19 protein-coding genes and 1 pseudogene are annotated in these 25,406 nt (G+C 40.7%); 9 read left to right on the plus strand and 11 right to left on the minus strand.

What is annotated here, in order from left to right:
• Nucleotides 1-33 precede the first annotated feature (33 nt).
• Complete coding sequence (locus tag DS2_RS02215) at nucleotides 34-639, minus strand: ANTAR domain-containing response regulator (RefSeq protein WP_035012978.1); 606 nt, start codon at nucleotides 637-639, stop codon at nucleotides 34-36.
• Between the two features lie 343 nt (nucleotides 640-982).
• Between DS2_RS02215 and DS2_RS02220 the strand changes: the two genes are divergently transcribed.
• The 5 genes from DS2_RS02220 to DS2_RS02240 are packed head-to-tail and all read left to right on the plus strand — an operon-like array spanning nucleotide 983 to nucleotide 4,994.
• Nucleotides 983-1,135, plus strand: coding sequence for a periplasmic nitrate reductase, NapE protein (locus DS2_RS02220; RefSeq protein ID WP_268745610.1), 153 nt, complete (start codon nucleotides 983-985; stop codon nucleotides 1,133-1,135).
• Between the two features lie 9 nt (nucleotides 1,136-1,144).
• Complete coding sequence (locus tag DS2_RS02225) at nucleotides 1,145-1,420, plus strand: chaperone NapD (protein WP_035012980.1); 276 nt, start codon at nucleotides 1,145-1,147, stop codon at nucleotides 1,418-1,420.
• Between the two features lie 10 nt (nucleotides 1,421-1,430).
• Nucleotides 1,431-3,926 carry a nitrate reductase catalytic subunit NapA gene (gene napA, locus DS2_RS02230; protein WP_035012981.1) on the plus strand — a complete coding sequence of 832 codons (2,496 nt, stop codon included), beginning with the start codon at nucleotides 1,431-1,433 and terminating at the stop codon, nucleotides 3,924-3,926.
• A 22-nt stretch (nucleotides 3,927-3,948) separates the two neighbouring features.
• On the plus strand, nucleotides 3,949-4,398 hold the full coding sequence (locus DS2_RS02235) for a nitrate reductase cytochrome c-type subunit (protein WP_035013048.1): 450 nt from the start codon (nucleotides 3,949-3,951) through the stop codon (nucleotides 4,396-4,398).
• Nucleotides 4,399-4,409: 11 nt separating this feature from the next.
• Complete coding sequence (locus DS2_RS02240) at nucleotides 4,410-4,994, plus strand: cytochrome c3 family protein (protein WP_035012982.1); 585 nt, start codon at nucleotides 4,410-4,412, stop codon at nucleotides 4,992-4,994.
• 66 nt (nucleotides 4,995-5,060) lie between these two features.
• Here DS2_RS02240 and DS2_RS02245 read toward each other — a convergent pair whose 3' ends face one another.
• From DS2_RS02245 to DS2_RS02290, 10 genes are all read right to left on the minus strand, one after another.
• Nucleotides 5,061-5,909: a DUF481 domain-containing protein gene (locus tag DS2_RS02245; protein WP_035012983.1), complete on the minus strand. Its 849-nt coding sequence runs from the start codon at nucleotides 5,907-5,909 to the stop codon at nucleotides 5,061-5,063.
• A 151-nt stretch (nucleotides 5,910-6,060) separates the two neighbouring features.
• Nucleotides 6,061-7,068 (minus strand): NAD-dependent epimerase, encoded by a 1,008-nt coding sequence (locus DS2_RS02250; RefSeq protein WP_035012984.1) that lies wholly within the window; start codon nucleotides 7,066-7,068, stop codon nucleotides 6,061-6,063.
• A gap of 29 nt (nucleotides 7,069-7,097) precedes the next feature.
• Entirely contained in the window at nucleotides 7,098-8,135 is a 1,038-nt protein-coding gene (galE, locus tag DS2_RS02255; protein ID WP_035012986.1) for a UDP-glucose 4-epimerase GalE, read from the minus strand.
• A 196-nt stretch (nucleotides 8,136-8,331) separates the two neighbouring features.
• On the minus strand, nucleotides 8,332-9,813 hold the full coding sequence (locus DS2_RS02260; protein WP_035012987.1) for a TolC family protein: 1,482 nt from the start codon (nucleotides 9,811-9,813) through the stop codon (nucleotides 8,332-8,334).
• A 41-nt stretch (nucleotides 9,814-9,854) separates the two neighbouring features.
• Nucleotides 9,855-12,374 (minus strand): ABC transporter permease, encoded by a 2,520-nt coding sequence (locus tag DS2_RS02265; protein ID WP_035012988.1) that lies wholly within the window; start codon nucleotides 12,372-12,374, stop codon nucleotides 9,855-9,857.
• Nucleotides 12,375-12,394: 20 nt separating this feature from the next.
• Nucleotides 12,395-13,096: an ABC transporter ATP-binding protein gene (locus DS2_RS02270; protein WP_035012989.1), complete on the minus strand. Its 702-nt coding sequence runs from the start codon at nucleotides 13,094-13,096 to the stop codon at nucleotides 12,395-12,397.
• Nucleotides 13,097-13,108: 12 nt separating this feature from the next.
• Nucleotides 13,109-14,362, minus strand: coding sequence for an efflux RND transporter periplasmic adaptor subunit (locus tag DS2_RS02275; RefSeq protein WP_035012990.1), 1,254 nt, complete (start codon nucleotides 14,360-14,362; stop codon nucleotides 13,109-13,111).
• A gap of 198 nt (nucleotides 14,363-14,560) precedes the next feature.
• Nucleotides 14,561-15,898: a sensor histidine kinase gene (locus tag DS2_RS02280; protein WP_035012991.1), complete on the minus strand. Its 1,338-nt coding sequence runs from the start codon at nucleotides 15,896-15,898 to the stop codon at nucleotides 14,561-14,563.
• Nucleotides 15,895-17,307 carry a sigma-54-dependent transcriptional regulator gene (locus DS2_RS02285; protein ID WP_035012992.1) on the minus strand — a complete coding sequence of 471 codons (1,413 nt, stop codon included), beginning with the start codon at nucleotides 17,305-17,307 and terminating at the stop codon, nucleotides 15,895-15,897. The genes DS2_RS02280 and DS2_RS02285 overlap by 4 nt, the downstream gene beginning before the upstream one ends.
• A gap of 497 nt (nucleotides 17,308-17,804) precedes the next feature.
• On the minus strand, nucleotides 17,805-20,006 hold the full coding sequence (locus DS2_RS02290; protein ID WP_035012993.1) for a YHYH protein: 2,202 nt from the start codon (nucleotides 20,004-20,006) through the stop codon (nucleotides 17,805-17,807).
• Between the two features lie 400 nt (nucleotides 20,007-20,406).
• Between DS2_RS02290 and DS2_RS02295 the strand changes: the two genes are divergently transcribed.
• The 4 genes and pseudogenes from DS2_RS02295 to DS2_RS02310 all read left to right on the plus strand — a co-directional run.
• Entirely contained in the window at nucleotides 20,407-21,795 is a 1,389-nt protein-coding gene (locus DS2_RS02295) for a CmpA/NrtA family ABC transporter substrate-binding protein (protein WP_035012994.1), read from the plus strand.
• A gap of 159 nt (nucleotides 21,796-21,954) precedes the next feature.
• A complete protein-coding gene (locus tag DS2_RS02300) occupies nucleotides 21,955-22,866 on the plus strand; it encodes an ABC transporter permease (RefSeq protein WP_235188527.1) in 912 nt (303 codons plus the stop codon).
• Between the two features lie 80 nt (nucleotides 22,867-22,946).
• Nucleotides 22,947-23,798 (plus strand): ABC transporter ATP-binding protein, encoded by an 852-nt coding sequence (locus tag DS2_RS02305; protein ID WP_035012996.1) that lies wholly within the window; start codon nucleotides 22,947-22,949, stop codon nucleotides 23,796-23,798.
• 90 nt (nucleotides 23,799-23,888) lie between these two features.
• Nucleotides 23,889-25,334 (plus strand): annotated as a pseudogene (locus DS2_RS02310) (FAD-dependent oxidoreductase); the annotation flags it as partial.
• Nucleotides 25,335-25,406: the final 72 nt, after the last annotated feature.

Below are 25,406 nucleotides of genomic sequence, written 5' to 3' on the forward strand. Positions count from 1 at the left end.
TTTTGTGGTGGATACTTTAACAGAAACGGATTTTTATCCAACAGCTTGCATAAACGAAATTACATTTTTTGCAACTTCATCGATACGCTGTGAGTTGTCCATCGCCATTTTTCGCAGTGTTTGATACGCTTGGTCTTCAGTCAGACCTTTAGTATTCATCAGTAGTCCTTTTGCTTTGTCAATCCATTTGCGTCCTTCTAATTTTCGTTTTGTTTCTGAGAGCTCATCTTTAAGCGACTGAACTTCTTTAAATCGCGCAATGGCTATTTGCACTGTTGGTCCAACATGGTGGGGAAGTTTATCACCAACGATATACGCGTTAATTCTGGATTTGAGCACGCGGTCGATCATTTCCTCATCGGAAAACTCGGTAAAAATCACCATAGGCCGAGGGTCTATCTGATTTAAAATATGCAGGCTATGTATGTTGTCTGTGGTTAACCTATCGACGTCTAATACAATAACGCTCGGATCAACATTATCCACCATCTTTAAGATATGGCTTGAAGTTAATGCCGGGTAGACGTCATACCCACAGGTTAGTAGAGCATTTTTTAAATCACGATCAAAATCTTCGGATTCTACGAGTAACAAAGCTCTCAATCCGATGCTACGGTGCGATTCATACTTACTTTGCATAGTTTTCTAAAACTGCTTTGTTGAGGAAGAACATTCTCAACAAAGCAATATGTAGACCAAATTGTGTGATTGACCCTAAGTAATTGATAAGTATATATTAAATTTGTTTTTGTTGGTTGCTATACCTGCGTTATTGATTGGCAGAATACAAAATATTTGCACCGAAAATGCGCATGCTCGCGCCTAAAAATAGCATTTTTACTCACTATGGCGTTTATTGATCTAGCGCAAAAAACTTTGCTTATTGTTGCTTTAGTATTGCAGTTATGGTGAACAGAGAGTTCAGTGATGTTGAGCTCAGACGCAAACTGTCCACCTTAATTTTCTAGACTCATCAACGAAGGTGACGCAAATGCAAACTGAAAAAAAGCGAGAGCTGAAAGTCTTTCTTTTTATAACCGTGGTGTTGTTTCCGCTTTTAAGTATCGCGCTAGTTGGTGCTTATGGATTCTCTATTTGGATATATCAACTGTTATTCGCTCCACGAGTATTTTAAGGAACCCTCATGAATACCGAATGGCATATCGCCAGCTTTATTATTCGAGTCCAGCCTGACTTAGTCGACCGAGCCATCTCTGAATTAAATCAAATCGAACACTGTGAACTGCACGGGCAAGATGATGTCGGTCAGCTTGTCGTGACGTTAGAAGCACCAAGCGCAAAATCGATGGCTAATTCTGCGGAGCAATTTCAGCAATTAACGGGTTTACTGCACGCTGTGCCTGTGTATCACGAATATTTAGACAACGATTTAAACAACGAATTAAACGAACAAAGTTAGTGGGGATATTATGAAACTTTCTAGGCGAGACTTTGTAAAAGCAAGCGCCGCTCAAGCCGCGGCAGGGGTCGCTGGTGTGCCATTGACAGGTTATGCCAGTAATTTAATTACTGATTCTTCAGCAACAAAACTGCATTGGGATAAAGCACCATGCCGATTTTGTGGTACTGGTTGTAGTATTAATGTCGCAACTAAAGACGGCAAAGTGGTGGCAACACATGGTGATATTAAGTCACCGGTAAACCGAGGTTTAAACTGCGTTAAAGGCTACTTTTTGTCGAAAATTATGTATGGCAAAGATAGATTAACACAGCCAATGTTGCGTATGACTAATGGCCGCTATGATAAGAACGGTGAGTTTACCGCTATTTCTTGGCAGCAAGCTTTTGAAGTCATGGCTGATAAATATACCAGCGCGATTAAAAACCATGGTCCTGAATCTGTTGGTATGTTTGGTTCTGGTCAATGGACTGTTATGGAAGGCTATACCGCGGTTAAACTAATGAAAGCTGGTTTCCGCTCTAACAATATTGATCCTAATGCACGCCACTGTATGGCTTCAGCGGTTGGCGGCTTTATGCGCACCTTTGGCATTGACGAACCCATGGGTTGTTATGACGATATTGAAGCGGCTGATGCCTTTGTGCTTTGGGGTTCTAACATGGCGGAAATGCATCCAATTTTATGGACGCGATTAACCGACCGACGATTAAGCCATCCACATGTCAAAGTTGCGGTATTGTCCACTTACAAACATCGTAGTTATGATTTGGCTGATATGCCAATGATATTCACCCCGCAGACTGACTTGGCTATTTTGAACTTTATTGCTAATTACATAATTGAGAATGATAAAGTTGATTGGGAGTTTGTTAAAAAGCATACTCGCTTCAAGCAAGGCGAAACCGATATAGGGTATGGGTTACGCGCTGACCATCCTTTGCAGCAAAGCGCCAAAAATGCCGACAAAGCGGGTGCAGCCAAAGACATTGACTTTAAAACTTTCAAAGCATTTGTGAGCGAATACACCGCCGAAAAAGTAAGCGAGTTATCAGGCGTGAGTGTCAAAGACCTAAATGCATTGGCTGAGTTGTATGCAGATCCTACAACCAAAGTGACTTCATTCTGGACCATGGGCTTTAACCAGCATACTCGTGGTGTTTGGTGCAACAACCTAATTTATAACATTCACCTGCTAACGGGCAAAATATCGACGCCAGGCAACAGCCCATTTTCATTAACTGGCCAGCCATCAGCCTGTGGTACGGCACGCGAAGTAGGTACTTTTAGCCACAGGTTACCAGCAGACATGGTGGTTAAAAATCCTAAACATCGAGCGTACGCTGAAAAAATTTGGAAGTTACCTAAAGGCACTGTGCCAGCAAAACCTGGTTTACATGCAGTAGAACACAACCGCGCATTAAAAGACGGTAAATTAAAAGTTTATTGGGTGCAGTGTAATAACAACATGCAAGCTGCGGCCAATATTAACGAAGAAGGCTATCCCGGTTATCGCAATCCCGAAGCTTTTGTGATTGTCTCTGATGCGTATCCAACTGTGACCGCTCAATGTGCTGACTTAATTCTACCAGCGGCAATGTGGGTTGAAAAAGAGGGGGCGTATGGTAATGCAGAGCGTCGTACACAAGCTTGGTATCAGCAAGTTAAAGCACCTGGTTCAGCACAATCTGATTTATGGCAAATGGTTGAATTTAGCCGCTATTTAAAACTAACCGACTTTTGGCCCGCCGAACTGGCAAGCCAAATGCCACATGCAAATGAATTAACTTTATTTGATGTATTGTTTAAAAACGGCAATGTTGACAAGTATAGCTTGCGTGAAGTACCTGCAGAGCGCCTAAATGATGAAGCGCGCCATTTTGGTTTTTACATTCAAAAAGGTTTGTTTGAAGAATACGCTGCTTTTGGGCGTGATCATGGTCACGATTTGGCACCGTACGACAGATACCACGAAGTGCGCGGGTTACGTTGGCCTGTAGTTGACGGTAAAGAAACTTTGTGGCGCTATCGCGAAGGTGCAGACCCATATGTAAAAGCGGGTAAAGGTTTTGAGTTTTATGGTAAACCAGACGGTAAAGCAATTATTTTTGCCTTGCCATACGAGCCGCCTGCTGAAGCACCAGATGATGAATACGACTTGTGGTTATCTACTGGGCGTGTTTTAGAACACTGGCACAGTGGCTCAATGACCAATAGAGTTCCAGAGTTACATAGAGCTGTGCCTTATGCACTGTGCTATATGCATCCTGATGATGCGAAAAAGCGCGGTTTACGCCGAGGTGATGAAGTGAATTTGATTTCTCGTCGAGGTTCAATTCGCATTCGAGTGGAAACACGTGGACGCAATCAACCACCAGAAGGTTTGGTGTTTGTGCCTTGGTTTGACGCTGGTCGTTTGATTAATAAAGTGACGCTGGATGCAACTGATCCTATTTCAAAACAGACCGACTTTAAAAAGTGTGCTGTGAAAATAGAGAAAGTTTAGGAGAGTCACTATGAATAAGTTAATGAAAACTATCCGTATCGCCAGTGCCTTAGTATGTGCCATTGTTGTCGCGAGTGTTCAAGCGAATGACGCTTTTAATCCAATATTAAAAGCGGAAGTGACAGATGATGTTGCAGCCCCTGCGATTCCAAAAGTTATAAAAAATGATGTTAAACAAAAGCGTAACTACCCAATGCAACCACCGGTTATTCCGCATAATACTCGTGGTTATGAGGTCAATACGCGGGTGAATAAGTGTATGTCTTGCCACAGTCGTGACAGGGTAGAAGAAAGCCAAGCGCCTATGGTTTCAGTCACACACTTTATGGATCGTGATGGCAACTTTTTAGCAGAGATTTCACCTCGACGTTATTTTTGTAATCAGTGTCATGTTACCCAGTCAGATGTAGAACCTGTAATAGAAAATACTTTTACCGATTCTAAACATTTGATGAAACTGAGCAATCAGTAAGGAAGGTTTATATGAAGTGGCTAAAGTTAGTTTGGCAAACCTTTAAAAAACCAAGTGTTCACTACAGCCTAGGGTTTTTAACCTTAGGCGGCTTTTTAGCGGGTGTGATATTTTGGGGTGGATTTAACACTGCACTTGAAGCAACCAATACCGAAGAGTTTTGTATTGGTTGTCATGAAATGGAAAACAACGTGTATGAGGAACTCAAAACGACCATTCACTATACTAATCGTTCTGGCGTACGTGCAACTTGTCCTGACTGTCATGTTCCACATGAGTGGACAGACAAAATTGCACGTAAGATGGCTGCGTCTAAAGAGGTGTGGGGGAAAATTTTTGGCACAATTAACACACGAGAGAAGTTTAATGAAAAACGCCGTCAGTTAGCTGAAAATGAATGGGCACGATTAAAAGCAAATGATTCATTAGAGTGTCGAAACTGTCATGATTTTGATTCAATGGACTTCACCTTGCAAAACCCGAGAGCGGTGGAAATGCATAGTACTGCGCTGGCGTCAGGCGAAAAAACCTGCATTGATTGCCACAAAGGGATAGCCCACCAATTGCCGGATATGCATGGTGTTCCTGGTTGGTAAACTAGCGGGATTTAGGAACTTTAAAACAAGCGGCTAAGCCGCTTGTTTTTTCTACATAGAGAATTTTTAAAAATTATAAACGAGCGTGATACGATTTTGTTTGTCGTTGCTCAATACACCAGAGCTGGAATTTTTCTTGTTTTTTACTGATGCTTTAACCGCCAAAGAGCCATTTACTTGCATAGTTATACTTGCTTCAAATTCTGACTTTCTATTGAAATCACCGTCCTCTATAGAGTACGCAGATTTAAATTTTATTTGGTCAGTTATTTTACGCTGATAGGTCGCCGCAGCACGCCAAATCAGTTGGTTTCGGTTCTCTTCATCACCGGTTATGGGATTTCCATTATTATCGGTTATAACATTGCCACTACCATCAACTTGTTGATTTTGTTCGTTGACTTTAACGATTAACGAATCAAAACTGTAACCTGGGCCTAGGGATAGATCTAAAAAACCGGTTGACGAATCAAGCACTCGTGTGTTGTAACCAGTCGCGATAGACGCTTGATAGTGGAAGGCTGAAAATCGATTTGTCTCGTACGAAGCAAACGCTAATATTGCATCACCTTCGTCATTCACTTTGTAGTTAGTTTGCGCAGATGCTGCATATTGCTCTTTGGATGTTTTTTTGATGGTTCGTTTTTCGCCATTTTTGACTATTTCAATCTCATCTTCTTTAAATAATGAATCAAAAGAAAATTGATTACGAAAAGATTCTGTTTCGTTGCCGATGTCTGTTTTGACAATTATTGAAGTCGACTCTGTATTACCAGAGGTCATAATATAACCGAGCTCTACTGAAGCAACAAATTTACCGAACTTGTCGTCTGTTTTTTTACTAGCTGCTACAGAGTTAGTCGCTAGCGCAAAACCAATTGCTAAGATAGATGTTGATACCTGGATATATTTCATTCAATTAAGCCAATTTACCGATTAATAATGCTTACCCAAACTAATTGAAAACTCCACTCCTTGATCTGTACTTTAGCTTCGGCAATAAACGCGCCATTCTAGTCGTTTAGAAAAAAAGTTCAATAATAAACTAGCATGACGATTTATCTGTTTAGACTTGGTAATATTTTCGATACCAAGCAACAAACTTTTCGACACCTTTTTCCACTGATACTTGTGGTTTGTGGCCAGTGACTTTTTCTAAATCTTCAGTGTCAGCCCAAGTCTTATATACATCACCTGGTTGCATCGGCATAAAATTCTTCTTAGCTTCAATACCAATGGCTTTTTCAATGGCTTTAACAAAGTCCATTAACTGTACAGGGGAGCCATTACCTATGTTGTAAACCCGATAAGGTGCCGAGCTATCTTTTGCTGAGCCTTGTTCTGGTGTCCATTCTGAATTTGCTTCCGGTATTTTACTGGCTACGCGTAAAATGCCCTCTACTATATCGTCAATGTAGGTGAAATCACGGGCTAAATCGCCATTGTTGTATATGTCGATTGGCTCGCCATTAATAATGGCTTTGGTAAATTTAAACAAGGCCATATCAGGGCGACCCCAAGGACCATATACAGTAAAGAAGCGTAATCCCGATGTTGGAATTTGATAGAGATGAGAATAAGTATGACTCATCAACTCATTGGCTTTTTTGGTAGCTGCATATAACGAAACTGGATGGTCAACTGAGTCTTCAGTTGCAAATGGCATTTTGCTGTTTAAGCCATACACTGAACTTGAAGATGCATAAACCAAATGTTTTACCTTGTTATGGCGACAGCCTTCTAAAATAGATAAGTGGCCAATAAGGTTTGAATCTGCATATGCAAATGGATTCTCTAAAGAATAGCGAACACCAGCTTGAGCGGCCAAGTGAATAACCACATCAAAGCCGTGTTCTTCGAATAATTGCGCCATACCGTCACGGTCAGCTAGGTCCATTTTAACAAAACTAAAATGTTCAAAAGGTTCTAACTCTTTTAGCCTGTCTTCTTTCAATTGTACTTGGTAGTAGCTATTTAAATTATCTATACCAACTACTTGATGACCTGCTTTTAATAACCTTTGTGCCGTAAAAAAACCGATAAAACCGGCTGCACCAGTGACTAAGTATTTCACGTTTTATCCTTTACCTTTGAGCGTTTGCTCTAACTATTTTTATACCCATTTGGGTTTTGGCTTTGCCAGCGCCAGCTGTCTTGGCACATACGGTCTAAACCAAATTTTGCTTCCCAATTAAGGTCTGATTTTGCGGCTGTTGCATCTGCATAACATGCTGCTACATCACCTGGACGACGGTCTACTAGTTGGTATTTTATGGTTTTATCTGACGCTTTTTCAAACGCTTTTACCATATCTAATACTGAGTAGCCTGTTCCTGTACCCAGATTATACGTGAAAACACCTGAATCTTTTTGAATTTTTTCTAACGCACGCAAGTGGCCTAACGCTAAATCAACAACGTGGATATAGTCACGTACGCCTGTACCATCGTGTGTATCGTAATCGTTACCAAAAACAGCTAGTTGTTCACGACGGCCTACTGCTACTTGGGTGATAAATGGCATTAGGTTGTTTGGAATGCCGTTAGGATCTTCGCCGATGCGGCCTGATTCATGCGCACCAATTGGGTTGAAGTAGCGTAATAACACGATACGCCATTCTGGGTCTGATTCAGATAAATCACGCAAAATTTCTTCAATCATTAATTTTGAATGACCATAAGCATTAGTTGGTATACCAGTTGGCATGCTTTCAACTAATGGTAATGCTTGTGGATCGCCATATACAGTTGCCGATGAGCTAAATACTATTGATTTAACCCCGTGTTTTGCCATTACTTGGCAAAGGTTAATCGTGCCTGTTACATTGTTGTGGTAGTAGGTTAGTGGAATTTGAGTACTTTCACCTACAGCTTTTAAGCCTGCAAAATGAATAACCGCATCAATTTGGTGCTTGGCGAATATTTCATCTAATGCAGCTGTGTCTAGGATATCTGCTTGGTAGAAAGTGAGGTCTTTGCCTGTAATGTCTTTTACGCGAGCAAGTGCTTCTTCTGATGCGTTGGCTAGGTTGTCAACCACAATTACTTGGTCGTCTTGGTTTAATAGTTCTAATACAGTGTGGCTGCCGATGTGGCTGCCGATGTAACCCGCGCCACCAGTTACTAAGATTGTAGAGCTCATAGTCTAGTACCGTTTTCCGTTAGTCTTTTTTAATTTCCACTGGATTTTGTCCAGTGTAACGAATTTATTTGCAGATAGCGATGCGATCTTAGCTGTTTTTGCTAATTAAGTAAAACGTTTTCCCTGTTGGTTTTTTGTTCAGCTTGCTCGCAGCCCATCGGTTCACTAGCTTTAATATTTTTATTGCTGGTTAGCTTTAGTTAACGGCCACTTGGTAGTGAGATAAAATAGTGCCTTTTTGTTTATGGTAGTTAACTAATGAAATGTAATAGCTTGTTAAAGCATCTACTTTTCTGCGCTGAGCATTGGCTAATCGGCTTTGCATATCCAATATGTAAAAGCTGTTGCTTCTACCCACTGACATCTTTTTCTCTTCCGCATCCAGTGAAGCTTGAGTTAACGCCACTGCTTGCTCTGCTGCTTGTAAACGTCGCCAATTACCAGCTAGCGCATATGCGGCTGTGTCAAGCGCAAGCAAAATATTTTGTGCTGTCTGCTCTAGTTTAAGTTCATCTTGCTGCAAGGCTATATTACTTTGTGACAAACGACTCTTACTGCTTTGCATCGAGAGTGGCATGGAAAAGTTAATTCCAATGTACCCTGAATTTAATCCAGTACTTTGATAGCTTTCAAAAGCTGCACCGAAGTCATTTTGTTCAGCTATGCCAATTTTCTGGTAACGAACAACTAAATCTAAGTTGGGATTATGTTGCTGTTGATCTCGCTTCACTCTAATTTTTTGTTGGCTGACAGTTAGCTTTGCTTCTAAATATTCGGGCCGATTATTCAGAGCTTCTTGAAAGTCTTGTGCAACATTCGGATTCAATTGTTCAGCTTCCGGTAAACCGACAGCGTGCAGTTCTAGTGACAACAGCCCAGCGCTGCTATCAGCAATTAACGACTTTAGCGTGTTCTGCTTAAACCTTAACTCTTGCTCAGCAATTAGCACAGCATCTTCACGATTTGCCAAACTGACCTCAGGTCGCAGCGTTGCAGAATCGGCACTTTTGCCAATAACTACACGTTTTTGTTCTGCTTCTAGGGTTTTTTCTGCCAGCATTCGGTTTGCTTGAGCAACTTCTAAATTGAGTTGAGCCGCATATAAGCTGGTGTAAGCATTAACGATTTGCTGTACAAGCGACATGAGTTGTTGGCTAAAGCGCATTCGCTCTATTTCTGTACGTTTTTGCGCTAAAACAACATTACTGTAGTTAGGCTCAAGTCCAAAATTTTTCAACAAGGGTTGAGTCACCTCTATGACACTGCTGAAATTGGCCGAATTATTTAATTCGTTTTTATTGGCTTCTATCGCAAGTTTATAACGTGTACCCCAAGGCGCAATGCCTTGTAAACCAACCGATGAGGTAGTGCTTGCGTAACGATTGTTTTGTGTTAATGAATTAAAACGTTCGCTTTGACTTTGTTGGTAGCTGGCAAAAACATTAGGTTCGAAATCACCTTGCTCAATAGCAATGTTTAGTGCGGTAAACTGTGGATTCAGCCGATTTATTTTTATCCCATAGTTTTTAGCAACCCCTAATAAAATAGCTTGATGAACATCTAGCTCTAGTAGAGGCGACGTTTGCTGAAAATTTGTTTGCGCTGACGCTGCTGCTGTGGTTAACCATAGCATAATTGCTAACAATAACTTTTGAGTTGTAAATGATGAATTTTTCATAGATAAAAGAAGCCAGACAGCTAACTGTCTGGCATATATAGTTAGGCCTGACGTAAGGTTTGGTTGGGGGAGAGGTTGGCTGCCCGCCACGAAGGTGGAAAAATTGCACTAATTAAAACCAATAATACAATGCAAGCTGCAACAGGAAACACAAACCACAGCTCAGAAAATATCTCAGAATTTGATAGGCCAACACTGCTAAGCAATATATTGGTTAGGGCAAAGCCTATACTCACGCCAAGTATCAAACCGATAGCCACTTGTAGGCGCATGGTTTTGCTGACTAGGGTTATAATATTGCGGCGTTTTGCGCCTAAAGCACGGCGAATACCAAACTCTCGGGATTGCTGCTCTGTGGTCAATGCCGCTAACCCGTATAAACCTATGGTAGCCATTAGCAGCGTAAATATGGCAAAACCTGTCACAAATTGACTGATGAGTTTACTGAAAATGTCTCTAGCATCAAATAAGTCTTGTAGTGTGCGGTAAGCGGAATAAGACGCAGTAGACTTTGAGGTGTCTGCAAAGGTTTTAGCAACATGTTTAGCATAATGTTTCACTTCACCTTGTCCACGTAGCATTAAATACATATTGCGCGCTGGCCACTGGGTATGAGGAATGTATACGCGTATATAACGGTTAAAATCTCCTAATTTTTTGGCCTCATTCAAATTTTTTTCACTGTTAATGTTAGGTGTAACGCCAATTATAGTGAGCCATTGAGTCCAAGGTGTTTCCCTTCTTTTATTTTGCTCTTCCCATGCTTCACCTGGCCCTTTAATTCTAATTCTTTTGCCAATCGGGTTTTCATTGGGAAAATAAGCTTCAACAAAACTTTGATTTACCACAGTTACATGTGCGGCTTGCTCTGTATCAATATTAGAAAAAAATCGCCCTTGTAGCTGTGGTTGTTCAAAGAAATCAAAGTAGTCTAACGTGACAATTTCAGTTGGTACAACTATAGGTTTATCTTCTTTATTTTGCGGTTTGCTTTCAATTTCAATTGTTCGGCTATCCGTTTTGTAGTCAGTAAAACCTGATGAAAAAACCACATCTTCTACACCAGGTAGCAGAGCTAACTTTTGCTTCATTGTTTGATAAAACTTAACAACAGCTTCGTTTGATACAAACTCTCGAGATGTTGCAAAATACCGGTTAACAAGAATAGAAGCCGGATCATATTTGAGCTGGCGATCAAGCTGCTCTTGTAGGGTTATTACAAAAGTACCAGCACAACATAACAGGGCGGTGGTAAGGGTAATTTGCACACCAACTAACCATTTACCTGTTTGGCCAACTGCCAAATTGCTGGTGGTTCTTGCATTGTCTTTTAACATTTCGGCGTTATAGCGGCGCGTGGTTTTTAATATAGGTGATATGGCTGACGCAACCAAAGTAAACAACAACATAAATAGCGCAAACAGTAATACTTTGCCATCTATATCCATATTCCACCAATAAGGCATATTAGTGTAATGAGTTTCAAATAAATGCCATATGCCTCTGCAAGACCAACTGGCCAATAATAAAGCGAATAGTGTGGCGAAAAATGCTATTAACAGGGCGTCGAGCAAAACTTGTAACGCAATCTCTAAGCGGCTTGCACCGAGAACATGGCGCATGGCAAGCTCGAACTGGCGTTTACTCGATTTAGCCAATAATAAATTTGACACATTCGCGCAAGCGACAATCAAAACAATAAATGAACCGATGATTAATGCATACAAAATGGCTTTAAAGGATTCACTTTGGTTATCACCAGAGCCATATTCTTCTAGCCGAATATGCGTAAGCCATTTGCTATCTTTAGGATAAAAAGTTTTTATGGTTTCAACTAGGTTTACCAGCTCAAGCTCCGCCTGAACCATGCTCACATTTGGTTTTAAAACCCCTGCAACCCATTGTTTAAGCGCCCCTTTTTTTCTGCCGTATTGCTTTTGTGATTGCCAGTGATAAGGTTCCCAAAATAATTGATTCCCTGGAAACTTAAATGCGGCAGGTAATACACCTATTACAATAGCTTGTTTACCGTTTAGCAGTACGGTTTTACCAATAACCTGTGGGTCTGAATTAAACTTGTCGTGCCACAATTCTTCATTAATTACTATGGTTGCTGGAGTGCTTGCTAATGCATCATCTGGTGTGGGTAACCTGCCTAATATTGGTTTTACATTGAATAATTCAAAAAAATTATCGTGCACCCAAGCACCTAAAACGCTAGATACCTCTGCATTATCTCCGTCAACAAAAAAAGCCTGTTTAACAAATTTATAAGTAGTTAAATATTCAAAGCTTTGGCTGTTTTTTTCTAACACCTCAAAATCAGCATAATTGAATATGCTAGAACCTCTTCTACCTTCTCTACTCGGTGCCCAACTAAAAGAAACAATGGGTTGTCCTTCTCTTAATTCAGGACTATTCCATAAATAGTTTTTGGCTAGGGTATACATGGTTATGGCCATTGCTAAGCCAATCGCCAGCACCACTATACCTAAAGTGCTGGAGCCTATGTCGCGGTAAAATAAGCGCAGTGCAAATTTTAAGTTAGCGAAAATATTCATTTGTTGTCATCCTTGTTTGCTTATGCAATGTCGGCTAATTTTGCTTTTTCTTCTACTATGCTGCCGTCAAATAAGTTAATAATGCGGGTCGCGTAACTGTTGTATCTATCATCGTGTGTCACCATGCAAATAGTGGTGCCTTGCGCGTGTAATTCGGCGAGTAATTCCATGGCTTTTTCACCGTTGTGTGAGTCCAAATTGCCAGTTGGTTCATCTGCTAACAATATTTGGGGTTTGCCTGCAAGTGCGCGCGCTATAGCAACGCGCTGTTGTTGTCCGCCAGACAGTTGATTGGGTAAATGTTTAATGCGATGCGACATTTGTACTTGCTCAAGTACTTCAAGTACACGTTGTTTGCGCTCGTTTTTTGCCATGCCGCTGTACACCAGCGGTAACTCGACGTTTTCAAAAACATTCATATCTGCAATTAGATTAAAACTTTGGAAAATAAAACCGACTGCTTTATTGCGGATTGATGTTTGTTGTTGTTGAGTTAATTTCGATACATCTTGTTCAGCTAACCAGTATTCACCGTCCGTTGGGTTATCTAATAGTCCCATAATCGACAATAAGGTTGATTTTCCGCAGCCTGACGGGCCTGCAATAGAAACAAACTCACCTTGTTGAATGGTTAAATTAATATTGGTCAACGCGTGAGTTTCTAATTCGTTAGTTAGGTAAACTTTTTTGATACCTTTCATGCGGATAACGTCTTGTTTCATTGTAATGTGTCCTTAATTAATGACTATTTTTTGATGTTTGGCCCATTCGGAGGTATCCGACAGGATAATTCGGTCACCAGCTGTCAGGCCTTCAATAATTTCAATTTTATCGATTGAAGTGCGCCCGTAAGATACTTTTACTCGCTCGGCAATATTGCTGTCGGCTGCCAGTTTAAATACCTCTACTTGAGTGTTGGCTTCCGAAAAAATGGGGCGGCTGACATAAGTGGTGTTGTCAATTCGGCTGATTTCAATGCTTGCTTCTATGGTTGAATTTGGGCGAGCACCAGCTGGTAAGTCATGGGTTATGGTTACGTCAACAATGACATTGCCAGCTTCAACATTTGGGTCAATTCGCGCTACCTGCCCATAAGTTGTGCCGTTTGAGGTATCTATTTGAGCGTGCAAGCCAATGGATAATAATTGTGCTTGATGTTCAGAAATGAGTATTCTGGCTTTTAAGCTATTCGGGTTAACCACTTGCGCTAAACTTTGCCCAAGGGTAACCCGTTCCCCTTCTTTTAAATTTTGTTTTTGCAATAATCCTGAGTATCCCGCTTTTACAGCTAAGCCTTCAACTTGGGATGTTAATAATTTTAACCGAGCTTTTGATTGCGCCAATCGAGTTTGCTCCGCTGTTATCTCGGCTTGGGTTGAGGTTTTAGCAAATTCAAAACGTTGTTTTTCAAGTTCAAGTTGAGTGGCTAATTGTTTGGCGCGTAGGCTAGAGCGTTGACTGGTTTGAATGGATTCTAACCCTTGCTCAAGTAGTTGTTTGTCAATTTCAGCATTTAATTTAGCTTGTTGGTAATCTGATTCAAGCCGAGTAAGATCTGATTGATTCTGTAACAAACTGCTCTCTAAACGAGCTTTGCGAACAGTAAAATTGGCTTGGTCGGTTTCAACCTGCAATTGTGCATTTTGCTTTTGCTGCATAAGTTCGGGATTGCTTAACTCTACTATTATTGTGTCAGGTTCCACAGGCGCGCCAGCTAGTACAAAGACTCGCTCAACTCTGCCTGACGTGGCTGCGGATACCCAGCGAATCTCAGCAGCTTCAAGCACGCCAACGCCACCAATTTGTTGCAACATTTCTCCTTGCTTTACTTCGCCAATAAAAACGAGATCTTTATCAACCTGATATGGACCTGGTCTATAAAACAAGAGAAAACTAACAATGCTTAACAGTGCAACTAAACCAGCAATTGCCACGATTAGTGTTTTATTTTTGTGTTTTTTGGCTAGATCTGGCCTTGCTATATCCATGTTTGCATTTGAATTAATATTGAAAATTTGAGACTTGCATTGAAAGCATCATGCCAGTTTTTCAAGTGTAATTTATGTGGTTGATTTTGTTTGTTTATTTTTATTAGTGATGGAATTTGAGTTTTGCTGTGGCGTGGATGGTGTCGATATTGGGACTTGAATAGTTGCGAAAATGGGATTTTGCATCCCATTTTCGCTCTAGATCGGTAATGTTATCTTAGCTCGACAGCCACTTGTATTTTGATGATTTTCTAGCGTTAGGCTACCACCATGAGCTTCGACTATTTGCCTAGACAATACTAAACCTATGCCGTTGCCTGATGATTTGGTGGTGAAGTAGGGGACAAAGATGTTGTTAGGGTTTTCAATACCAATACCATGATCATCAACTTGTATGCTGAGTTTATTTAGCTCTTCATTGGCCGAAACAACAATTGGTTGGTTGCTGACGTTCGCTTCTATGGCATTTTTAATTAAATTTACCAGCACTTGCTCAATTTGGCATTCATCAATGTTCAGTTGTATGTTTGTTGGGCTGATAAGCTCTACGCCCTGCGTTTGGTAAATTGCACAAATTCGTTGGAGCAATGCTTGAATATCAACTGCTTGTTTAATTGGTTCTGGTTGTTTCGCCAGTTGAGTATAACTGTTAACCAGCCTATTTAAATTGTTGATGCGGTTGTCGATAATGTCTAATCCTTCTGAAAAGTCATTTTGCCATCCATCATAAAGCTCTGGTTTAGCTAATGTGCGATTCATACTGCCAACTGTGGTTTTCAGCGGCGTTAACGCATTATTGATTTCGTGGGATAGAATTCGAATTAATTTTCGCCATGCTTCAAGTTCTTCCTCTCTTAGGTTGTTGCCAATGTCAGCGAGTAATATTAATTGATAAGGTAAACCTTGTTGACGGTAGCTTGAGTGTTTAACTAACCAGCGACTTTTTTTGCGTGGAAAGGCAATTTCTTGGCTGCTGGCATGCGCGGTTAATTTTGCGAAGTTAAGTTGTAGTGTGTTTTGGTCACAGCCTATCAGTTGTTTTATCGATTTATTGTAAAGATTTGCCGCGTAGCGGTTGCAAACAACCAGTTGATCATGTTGATCAAAAGCAAGTACAGCTACATCTACTTCTGACAATACTCTGGCCAATAATTTCTCTGCTTGTGCAGCATTGAGGCGGTTTGTATTTAATTGTTCAGAAATAAAATTAAGTTCGTTCAGCACTATGTTGATTACATCATCTTTATCCGTCACTTTTGCACGCAAGCTATAATCTTGTTCCCGAAACGACATCAAGATACTTGCCACCGACTGCCACGGACGTAATGCACTGAAATAGTAAGCGGTAATAATTAATAACCAAGGAAAGAATACCAGCGCGAATATGGTTGTGCTTTCCAACATATCGTAATTACCGGCGTATAATAAAGTACCTAGTGCGATAAAAGCGGGCAGTGAGCTAAATAGTGCCAATAACCAACTACGCTTAAACCCTGCTAGTTGCCACAAATTTAGATTGGTTGTTTTGTTATTCATGTTAGATCAAAGCCGTATTTTGCTAGTTTACGGTAAAAGGCGCTGCGGCTAATCCCCAAAGATTTTGCTGCTTCGTCAGGCTTACGCACATATTTTATCAAAGCTTGATCTAACATCTGATATTCAATTTCAGCTAAGGTTTTGCCCTCATAATTGACTATATTTGTGTTTGTTTGGGGGGATGTTGTTGCTGTAGTTAAAGCACTATATGTGTCGGCTGTTAAGCCTAAGTTTTCTGGTTGTATTTGTTTTTCTGAACTTAACAAAATTGCGCGCTCAATACAGTGTTGCAGCTCGCGGACATTCCCTGGCCATGAGTACATTAGTAACGCTTGTTTGCTACTTTGTGTTAAGGATATATCTTTACGCTGATATTTGTTTGAGTACTTTTGAATAAAGTGTTCGGCAAGTTTAACAATATCTTCACGTCGAGCTATCAGTGGCGGTACTACGATGGGCACTGTGTTTATACGATAGAATAAATCTTGTCTAAAAGTACCTTCATCGACTTTTTGTTGTAAATTTGCATTGGTTGCACAAATTACGCGCACGTCTGCTTTAAGTGTTTTTGAAGATCCTACACGCTCGAACTCTCCAGTTTCCAATAACCGTAATAAAGCTGCTTGTTGCTTTTCGTTAATGTTGGCTATCTCGTCTAAAAATAAAGTGCCACCATCAGCTAATTCAAAACGGCCAATGCGTTGGTTATCAGCTCCAGTAAATGCACCTTTTTGGTGGCCGAACATTTCGCTTTCGAATACAGATTCAGCCAACGCGCCCATGTTAATTGAGATAAATGGTTGATTATGCCGACTCGATAGTTGATGGCACATATGCGCCAGCTGTGTTTTTCCTGTGCCGTTTTCTCCAGTAATCAATACATTGGTATCTGAGTGTGCAATGCGTTTGAAGGTCTCAATAATTTGCTGCATGGCGGCAGATTGGCATACGAGTTCTGAATTATGCTCACTACGTAAAATTCGGTTTTCACTTTCTAATTTTTGTTGCTTTAACTTTGTTTGAGCCAGCTCAACTTGAGTAGCGATAATACTTAATAAACGCTCTACGTCCCAAGGTTTAGTAATAAAGTCGTTTGCACCCAATTTCATTGCGTTTACTGCTATATCAACAGATGCCCAAGCTGTCATTACGATAATTGGCACATGCGCATTTTGTTGGCGGATGTTTTTGATTAATGTTAAGCCTTCTTTTCCAGAGGTTGTGTCTGATTGATAGTTTAAATCAACTAGCAATAGGTCAAAGTCGTGATCAGCTATTTGCGCTAAAACTTGTGTTGGCTTTGTGCAACAGACCACGTTAAACCCTTCAGATTTAAACAAAATTTCGGCAGAACGCAGAATGTCCGTTTGGTCGTCAGCAACTAAGATGTTTAATTTTTTATTGGCCATTTGCTTGAGTACGCTGGTGTTTATCCTTTGTGGGCGCTAAGCATAAAGCAGAGGTGTTTTAAGCGCAACTCGTTGACGTTACGTGCAATATGGTCAAAGCACTAGAGCATAACTATCGCATAACCGCCATTCTAGGTTCAAACAAACCTTGAGCCGACTATTCATCCTTGAAGGGCAGGCCCTGTCGCCCTCCTTGGCTCCACCTCATCAGACTGCGAAGCGGTGCTTCGGTTCTGATTCGCCCCTGAAAAAGAAATTTTGCTCCTAGTTATCGCTCTAGTGCTTATAGGAAAGGAACTGCTGCTAATATTGTGAATGGCTGCCAATGTCCATAGCGATCAAGCGCTGAAAGATAGTGTATGGATGGGTTGCGAACAAAACTTCACAAAACAGGGACGTTTTGTGCGAGCGCTACAAGGATGTACTTGCAGCGTTTTTGCGAGCAATTCTCCATATACTATCTTGGACATGATGCACTAAACTAGCAGCGACTTTTGCTACTTATTAAAACTCTGATCAGGTGTGCCTTTAAAACAGGCGAGCACATATGGGTAATTGTCGGTAATGTAATAGCCGTATACGCCATTAACTGTCATACCATTACACTCATCTAAATCACCACTACCTTGTACAAACTCATAATCATCTCTAAACGCACCGTCATAATTGCCACCAGGGTTACCATCACCACTTGGACGGCTACCTTGTTTTAATTGATAACTCGATAAAGCTTTGCGAATTATCCCATTGTCGTCAAAATAAGAACCAAATATCGGAAAACCGTCGGCGGCAAACCCAATAACAGGTGAGGCGACATCTCCTTTATCATCAAACAAAGCAAATGGCGAACCATGGTAGTGATAAGTGCCATCAGGTTGGGCATGCGCATTGTGGCTATCTACTCTAAAACCGTTGGCTGGATGCATAGGGTCATAGCGCCAAGGTTGATTGTCATCATTACAGCCAACTTTGCCATTACCTATGCCATAACAACCGGCAGCGAGTAGGTCGACTTTAACGCCGTTTAACAAAATAGCGTTATCAATCCGTAAACTTAATGCTGTGGTTTGAGTTGCGAAAGCTGGTGATGCAGTCACGCTGAATTGATCGTTTTGTTCTGATACGTCATTTGGAAAACTAGTACCGCCATCGTTGAAATCGTGGTTTGGAATTGCATTGGTGGCAAAAATACAGCTATCGCCCGACACTGTTATGGTTAAATCACCAACAAAGTTTTTATTGTTATTAATGTCAGTGACATTTGACGTGTACCCTGCTACATAGTCAGCGCAGTTAGCGGTTTTTCTAGTTAAAATTGCATCCGTGATATCAATCACAGAGCCATCATCACCTAACAACTCATTGGCGTAATTTTGCAACTGAGCTAATGCTGCTTGGTCATCGGCACTCGGGTTATCAATGAGGTTGTTCGTTTCATTAAAGTTATCTGTAAGACTGTAGAGCTGTTGACTGCTATCTTCAAATTGCACCAATTTGTGCGTTTGATTTCGCACAGTCCAACCAGTAACGTTGTCAGATTCAAATTCTGAAAAAGCATAGGCATCTTGCACTGCATCATTATGGCTTAATAAAGCCGCAAAACTTGTACTGTCATTTATTTGTGTAGCTGTATTGCCTGCAAGTTCTGATATGGTGGCAAACAAATCTACGCCTTCTATTAATGCATCTTCTCGTTCACCTTGGCGCGTGACCGCTGCACCAGAAACGATTAGCGGCACTGCAATACCACCTTGATATAAGGTGCCTTTGGCATGGCTTACTCTAAAATAGTCTTGGTCAATTACCGCTTTTGGTGAACCATTGTCACCAACAAATATAATGGTGGTATTGGCTTTGGTTTGTTCATCCATAGAATTTATTAAACGACCAATTTCACTGTCCATAGCTTCAATTGCGGCAAGAAAATAATCGCGTTTATTATTGTTGATATCATCTTGATTGCCGGTTAAATCTGTACGGCTATGTAAATTCGCGGGTGGCAAATGAAAAGGTGAGTGCGGTGCTGAATATGCAACCCAAGCAAACCAAGGGTTCGTTTGCCCTGATATCCAGTCTATGGCTAAATCGGTAATTTTACTTGTATGGTATTCAGTTGATTGTGACTGTACACCGTTTATGGTGAGTGTCCAGTTATAGTAATCACCAGGGTTAGATAAATTACCAGCGTAATAATTTACCCCCATATCATTTGGGTGGTTAGCATCAGGATTGCCACCACCGATATGCCACTTGCCAAAAACACCTGAGACATAGTTTTTAGATGCCTCAGAGTTTGCTAAGTATTTTTGAATGCTAGTGTGTGCACTAGAAAGAGGCGCGGGTACGTAGGTGACACCTGATTTATGCCCATGTTTGCCCGTGATAATAGCTGCACGAGTAGTGGTACAAGCTGGTGTCACCCAAGCATTATCAAAGGTTAAGCCCTTATTTGCTAGTGAGTTGAGTGTTGGGGTATTGGGTAAATCTGTTGAATAGCTATATTGTGCAGAGGCATCCAAACCTTGATCGTCTGAAATTATCAGTAAAATGTTCTGTTGCGTTTCGTTGACAGTTTCTTCATCTTTGGGCTGCTCGTCGCTTGTGCCAGCATCTATATTTACTTTGGTATCTTGTCCACCACATGCTGTGAGTTGCAGTGCAGCCGTTAGAGCTGTAATTAATAGCCAATTATTCTTCATATATCGCCTCTTAGGTTTGCTGTGTTTATTCTCTGGTGGGCCGTTAGACTCTAGTGCATTAATTAATCTATAACGAATACATTCGCAAAAGGGTTGCAAGGCAAACGAACTATTTTGTTTAATTTGGTAAAAATAGCATGTATTTGCGCACTATTTTGGGGATAGGTGAGCGTGTAAGTTAATCTTTTAAATACCTGTTTTTATTAAGTCTTTGTTATTTAAGGTTTATTTAATTCTGGCACAGCAATTGTATTTACTAAGACAACGCACAGCAAACCAATCACAAAGAAGTGCAGGTTAGCTGGCAAACAATTTGATTAGGCGATGAAGCCCACTCCCGCAAAGCTTTTTTAAAGGCTAAGCAGGAGTGGGTTTTTTTTGGGAAATTTTGGAGATATACATGAAATTTAATACGTCTGTTATTAAAGCAAGTATCAAAACTTTAGCGGCATCGGTGTCGATTGCTGCAACTTTATTCACTGCACAAACAAATGCTGCTGATGTCGGTTGGCCAGAGAAAGAAGAATTAAAATTTGGTTTTATTAAATTAACCGATATGGCGCCTTTAGCTATTGCTTATGAGAAGGGTTACTTCGAAGACGAAGGTTTGTATGTAACTTTAGAAGCTCAAGCAAACTGGAAAGTTTTATTAGACCGCGTAATTGACGGGCAGTTAGACGGTGCACATATGTTGGCAGGCCAGCCTTTAGGTGCAACTATAGGCTTTGGTACTAAAGCAGATATCATTACGGCCTTTAGCATGGACTTAAATGGTAACGGTATTACGGTATCAAATGATATCTGGAAACAGATGAAGAAAAACATTCCACACGAGAATGGCAAACCAGTTCATCCAATTAAAGCTGACTACTTAAAACCCGTTGTTGACAAGTACCGCGCAGAAGGTAAGCCATTCAACATGGGTATGGTATTCCCAGTGTCTACTCATAACTACGAGTTACGTTACTGGTTAGCTGCGGGTGGTATCCACCCAGGTTATTATGCACCACATAAAGGTGACACGAGCGGCAACATTCAAGCTGAAGCACTATTAAGTGTAACCCCACCACCACAAATGCCAGCGACATTAGAAGCCGGTACAATTTATGGGTACTGTGTAGGTGAGCCATGGAACCAACAAGCCGTATTTAAAGGTATTGGTGTACCAGTTATCACTGACTACGAGATTTGGAAAGACAACCCTGAAAAAGTATTTGGCGTATCAAAAACCTGGGCTGAGAAATACCCTAACACCCATGTACGTGTAGTTAAAGCTATGATTCGTGCAGCAATGTGGTTAGATGCAAACAACAATGCTAACCGCCCTGAAGCTGTGAAAATTTTATCTAAGAGCCAATATGTTGGTGCGGATTACGACGTTATAGCTAACTCTATGACAGGTACTTTTGAATACGAAAAAGGTGACAAACGTGATGTACCTGATTTCAACGTATTCTTCCGTTACAACGCAACTTATCCTTACTACTCAGATGCTGTTTGGTACTTAACGCAAATGCGTCGTTGGGGTCAAATCGAAGAAGCTAAGCCTGATAGCTGGTACTTGGATATTGCGAAGAAAGTATACCGTCCTGACATTTATTCAATTGCAGCTCAAGCATTGATTAAAGAAGGCAAAGCTGATGCGAAAGACTTCCCTAACTTCAAAACTGAAACTGGCTTTAAACCACCACAAAAAGAATTTATCGACAAAGTTGTGTACGACGGTACTAAACCAAATGCATACCTTGAGAAATTCAAAATTGGTTTGAAAGGCGACACTAAACTTTAATCGCTCTCTAGAACAGGCGGTGGCAGAGCTGTCGCCGCCAAACAAACAGCGTAGTTAGTAGGAGACATTATGAAAGAAGCAACCATGAATAAAGTAAGCGTGCTAGAGCTAAAAAAGACCATTAGCAGTTTTGGCAATGAAAAAAGCAAACAAATCGTCATGGCGATGTTGTTGCCTTTTATCGGTTTGATTGTATTTTTACTATTGTGGAGTGCCACAGCAAAAAATATTGATACCTCATTGGGTCAATTCCCTGGCCCTGCACAAGTGTATGAACAGACTACCACACTAGTCAGCGAGCACTTTACTGAACGTGAAAAAGCTGAAAAATTCTACGAGCGCCAACAAAAAAGAAACGAAGCGCGTATGAAAGTGGATCCTAGTTACGAGGCAAAAATTCGCCCTTATACAGGCAAACCAACTTTCTTCGACCAAATATGGACCAGTTTATATACGGTTATGATTGGTTTCTTAATAGCATCTTTAATAGCTGTACCAATTGGTATCTTGTGTGGTTTAAGTGAAAAAGCTTATGCAGCAATAAACCCGTTAATCCAGATTTTTAAACCTGTATCACCATTAGCATGGTTGCCGCTTGTAACTATGGTGGTGAGTGCAGTTTATGTAACTGACGACCCAATGTTTTCAAAATCGTTTTTAACTTCAGCGTTTACAGTTACTTTATGTTGTTTATGGCCAACTCTGATTAACACAGCTGTTGGTGTATCAAACATCAGCTCTGATTTAGTTAACGTTAGCCGAGTATTACGCTTAAACAAGTTAGACCATGTGTTTAAAATTGTTTTACCTTCATCTATTCCTATGATCTTCACGGGTTTACGTTTATCACTTGGTATAGGCTGGATGGTATTGATTGCAGCAGAAATGCTGGCGCAAAATCCAGGTTTAGGCAAGTTTGTTTGGGATGAATTCCAAAATGGTAGCTCTGATTCGTTAGCTCGAATTATGGTTGCGGTATTAGTGATTGGTGTCATTGGCTTCTTGCTCGACCGCATTATGTTGATGGTTCAAAAGTTTGTTAGTTGGGATAAGAACGCAGTTCTTAGATAAACATTAGAAACGCGGTTCTCAGATAAACACTAACAACACAAATATTGAATTTTAAAGAAACAGATTTTGGAGCAAGAACAATGAATAACCTAGATGCAAAACACTTAGAACTAACAAAAGTTGGTATAGAATTTCCTACACCAAAAGGACCATTTTGTGCGCTACAAGAAGTTGACCTTAAAATAGCCAAAGGTGAATTCGTTTCACTGATTGGCCACTCAGGTTGTGGTAAATCAACTGTACTCAATATCGTAGCGGGTTTGTATCAAGCAACTACTGGTGGTGTGTTACTCGATAATAAAGAAGTAAACGAGCCAGGCCCAGAGCGAGCGGTTGTATTCCAAAACCACTCTTTATTGCCTTGGTTGTCTGCATATGAAAATGTTGAATTAGCTGTTAAACAAGTATTTAAAAACAAAATGAGCAAACAAGAGATGAAAGATTGGGTAAACCATAATCTTGAGCTTGTTCATATGACACACGCTGCGCATAAACGTCCAGATGAGATTTCAGGTGGTATGAAGCAGCGCGTGGGTATTGCACGTGCTTTAGCAATGCAGCCAAAAGTTTTGTTAATGGATGAACCTTTTGGTGCATTGGATGCATTAACGCGTGCCCATTTGCAAGACTCGCTAATGGAAATTCATCAAGAGTTAGGTAATACAGTTATCATGATCACTCATGATGTTGACGAAGCAGTATTATTGTCTGATCGGATTGTGATGATGACTAATGGCCCAGCCGCAACGGTTGGTGAAGTACTGAATGTTGATTTAGAAAGACCGCGTGAGCGCTTAGCCTTAGCAGATAATCCACAGTACAATCATTACCGTCACGAAGTGCTTACTTTCTTGTATGAAAAGCAGAAAAAAGTAGAGTCGGTTGCCACTAAAAAAGCGCCAAGCACCAAAAAAGGTCAGGAAGTGGCATAGTTCCTGCAACAATACCTTCATCACTGTGGGTCATGAAAAGCCGCTTTGTCGGCTTTTCTGCTTTTTATAAGCAGGTTGGAGGAGAGTATTTTGACAACTCAACAAACTTCTAAACAACGTGTCGTTGTTGTTGGTAACGGCATGGTTGGTCATCATTTTGTCGATCAATTAGTAAATCAAACTGAACAAGAATACCAAATTAGCGTATTGTCAGCGGAGCCTAGGTTGGCGTACGACCGAGTGCATTTATCTGAATATTTTGCTGGCAAAAGTGCCGAAGATTTATCTTTAACATCAGAAGCTTACTATCAATCAGTTGGTGTAAATTTTTACACCAATAGTAAAGTTACCAACATAGATAAAATCAATAAAACGGTTACAACTGAACAAGGGATGACCCTTGAGTATGACAAGTTGATTTTAGCGACTGGTTCTTTCCCATTTGTTCCTCCAATTCCAGGTAAAGAGCGTGAAAATTGTTTTGTTTACCGCACAATTGAAGATTTAGATGACATTAAAGCCGCAGCCGAAAAGTGCAAAGTTGGTTTAGTTGTTGGTGGTGGTTTGCTCGGTTTAGAAGCAGCTAATGCACTAAAACAGTTAGGCTTAAAAACTCACGTAATCGAGTTTGCGCCTCAATTAATGCCGACTCAAATTGATATTGGTGGTGGCCGTGCACTAAAAGCAAAAATTGAAGAATTAGGCGTAGAGGTACATACCGAAAAAGCGACTAAACAAATTGTGGACGGTGATACTTGTGTGCATAAACTAGAGTTTGCAGACGGTTCGATTTTAGAAACTGATTTAGTTTTGTTTTCAGCTGGTATTCGCCCGCAAGATCAACTAGCGCGCGACTTTGACATTCAAATTGGCGAACGTGGTGGCATAGTAATTAATGATCATTGTCAAACATCTGATGCAGATATTTATGCAATTGGTGAGTGTGCTTTGTGGCAAAACCGTATTTTTGGCTTAGTTTCACCGGGTTACACCATGGCTCGTGCTGCGGTATCACACATTATCGGCGGTGATTTTACATTTGCTGGTGCAGACATGAGCACCAAACTAAAACTAATGGGGGTCGCCGTTGGTTCAATTGGTGATGCACACGCACGTACACCAAATTCAGTGACTTTCTGTTATGAAAACCCGCAACAGGGTATATACAAGAAAGTGGTAACGGATGCAGATCAAAAGCACCTTATTGGTGCGGTGTTGATCGGTGATACCTCTGAATACGACAATTTACTCCAATTTCACCTTCAACAACTAGAATTGGAAGATACGCCTGAATCATTAATTGTCCCAATGCTCCAAGGTGAGCCAGTTAACCCAGCGCTCAATATGACCGATTCAAGTTTTGTTTGTTTATGTAATATGGTGACTAAAGGTACGATCGCCGAAGCTGTGCGCGACGGTTGTGATACAGTTGAGGCGATTAAAACGAGAACACGTGCAAGTTCAAGCTGTGGTACATGTGTTGGCATGGTGCAAAATGTAATTGACCTTGAGCTTGCAAATTTAGCTGTCGAAGTATAAGTCATTAGGACCTATTTATCTTTTTAATGATTAAAATAGCCTATTGCTGAAAAATAATACAAAGATAAA

The organism is Catenovulum agarivorans DS-2 (assembly GCF_000568405.1).
Classification (GTDB): domain Bacteria; phylum Pseudomonadota; class Gammaproteobacteria; order Enterobacterales; family Alteromonadaceae; genus Catenovulum; species Catenovulum agarivorans_A.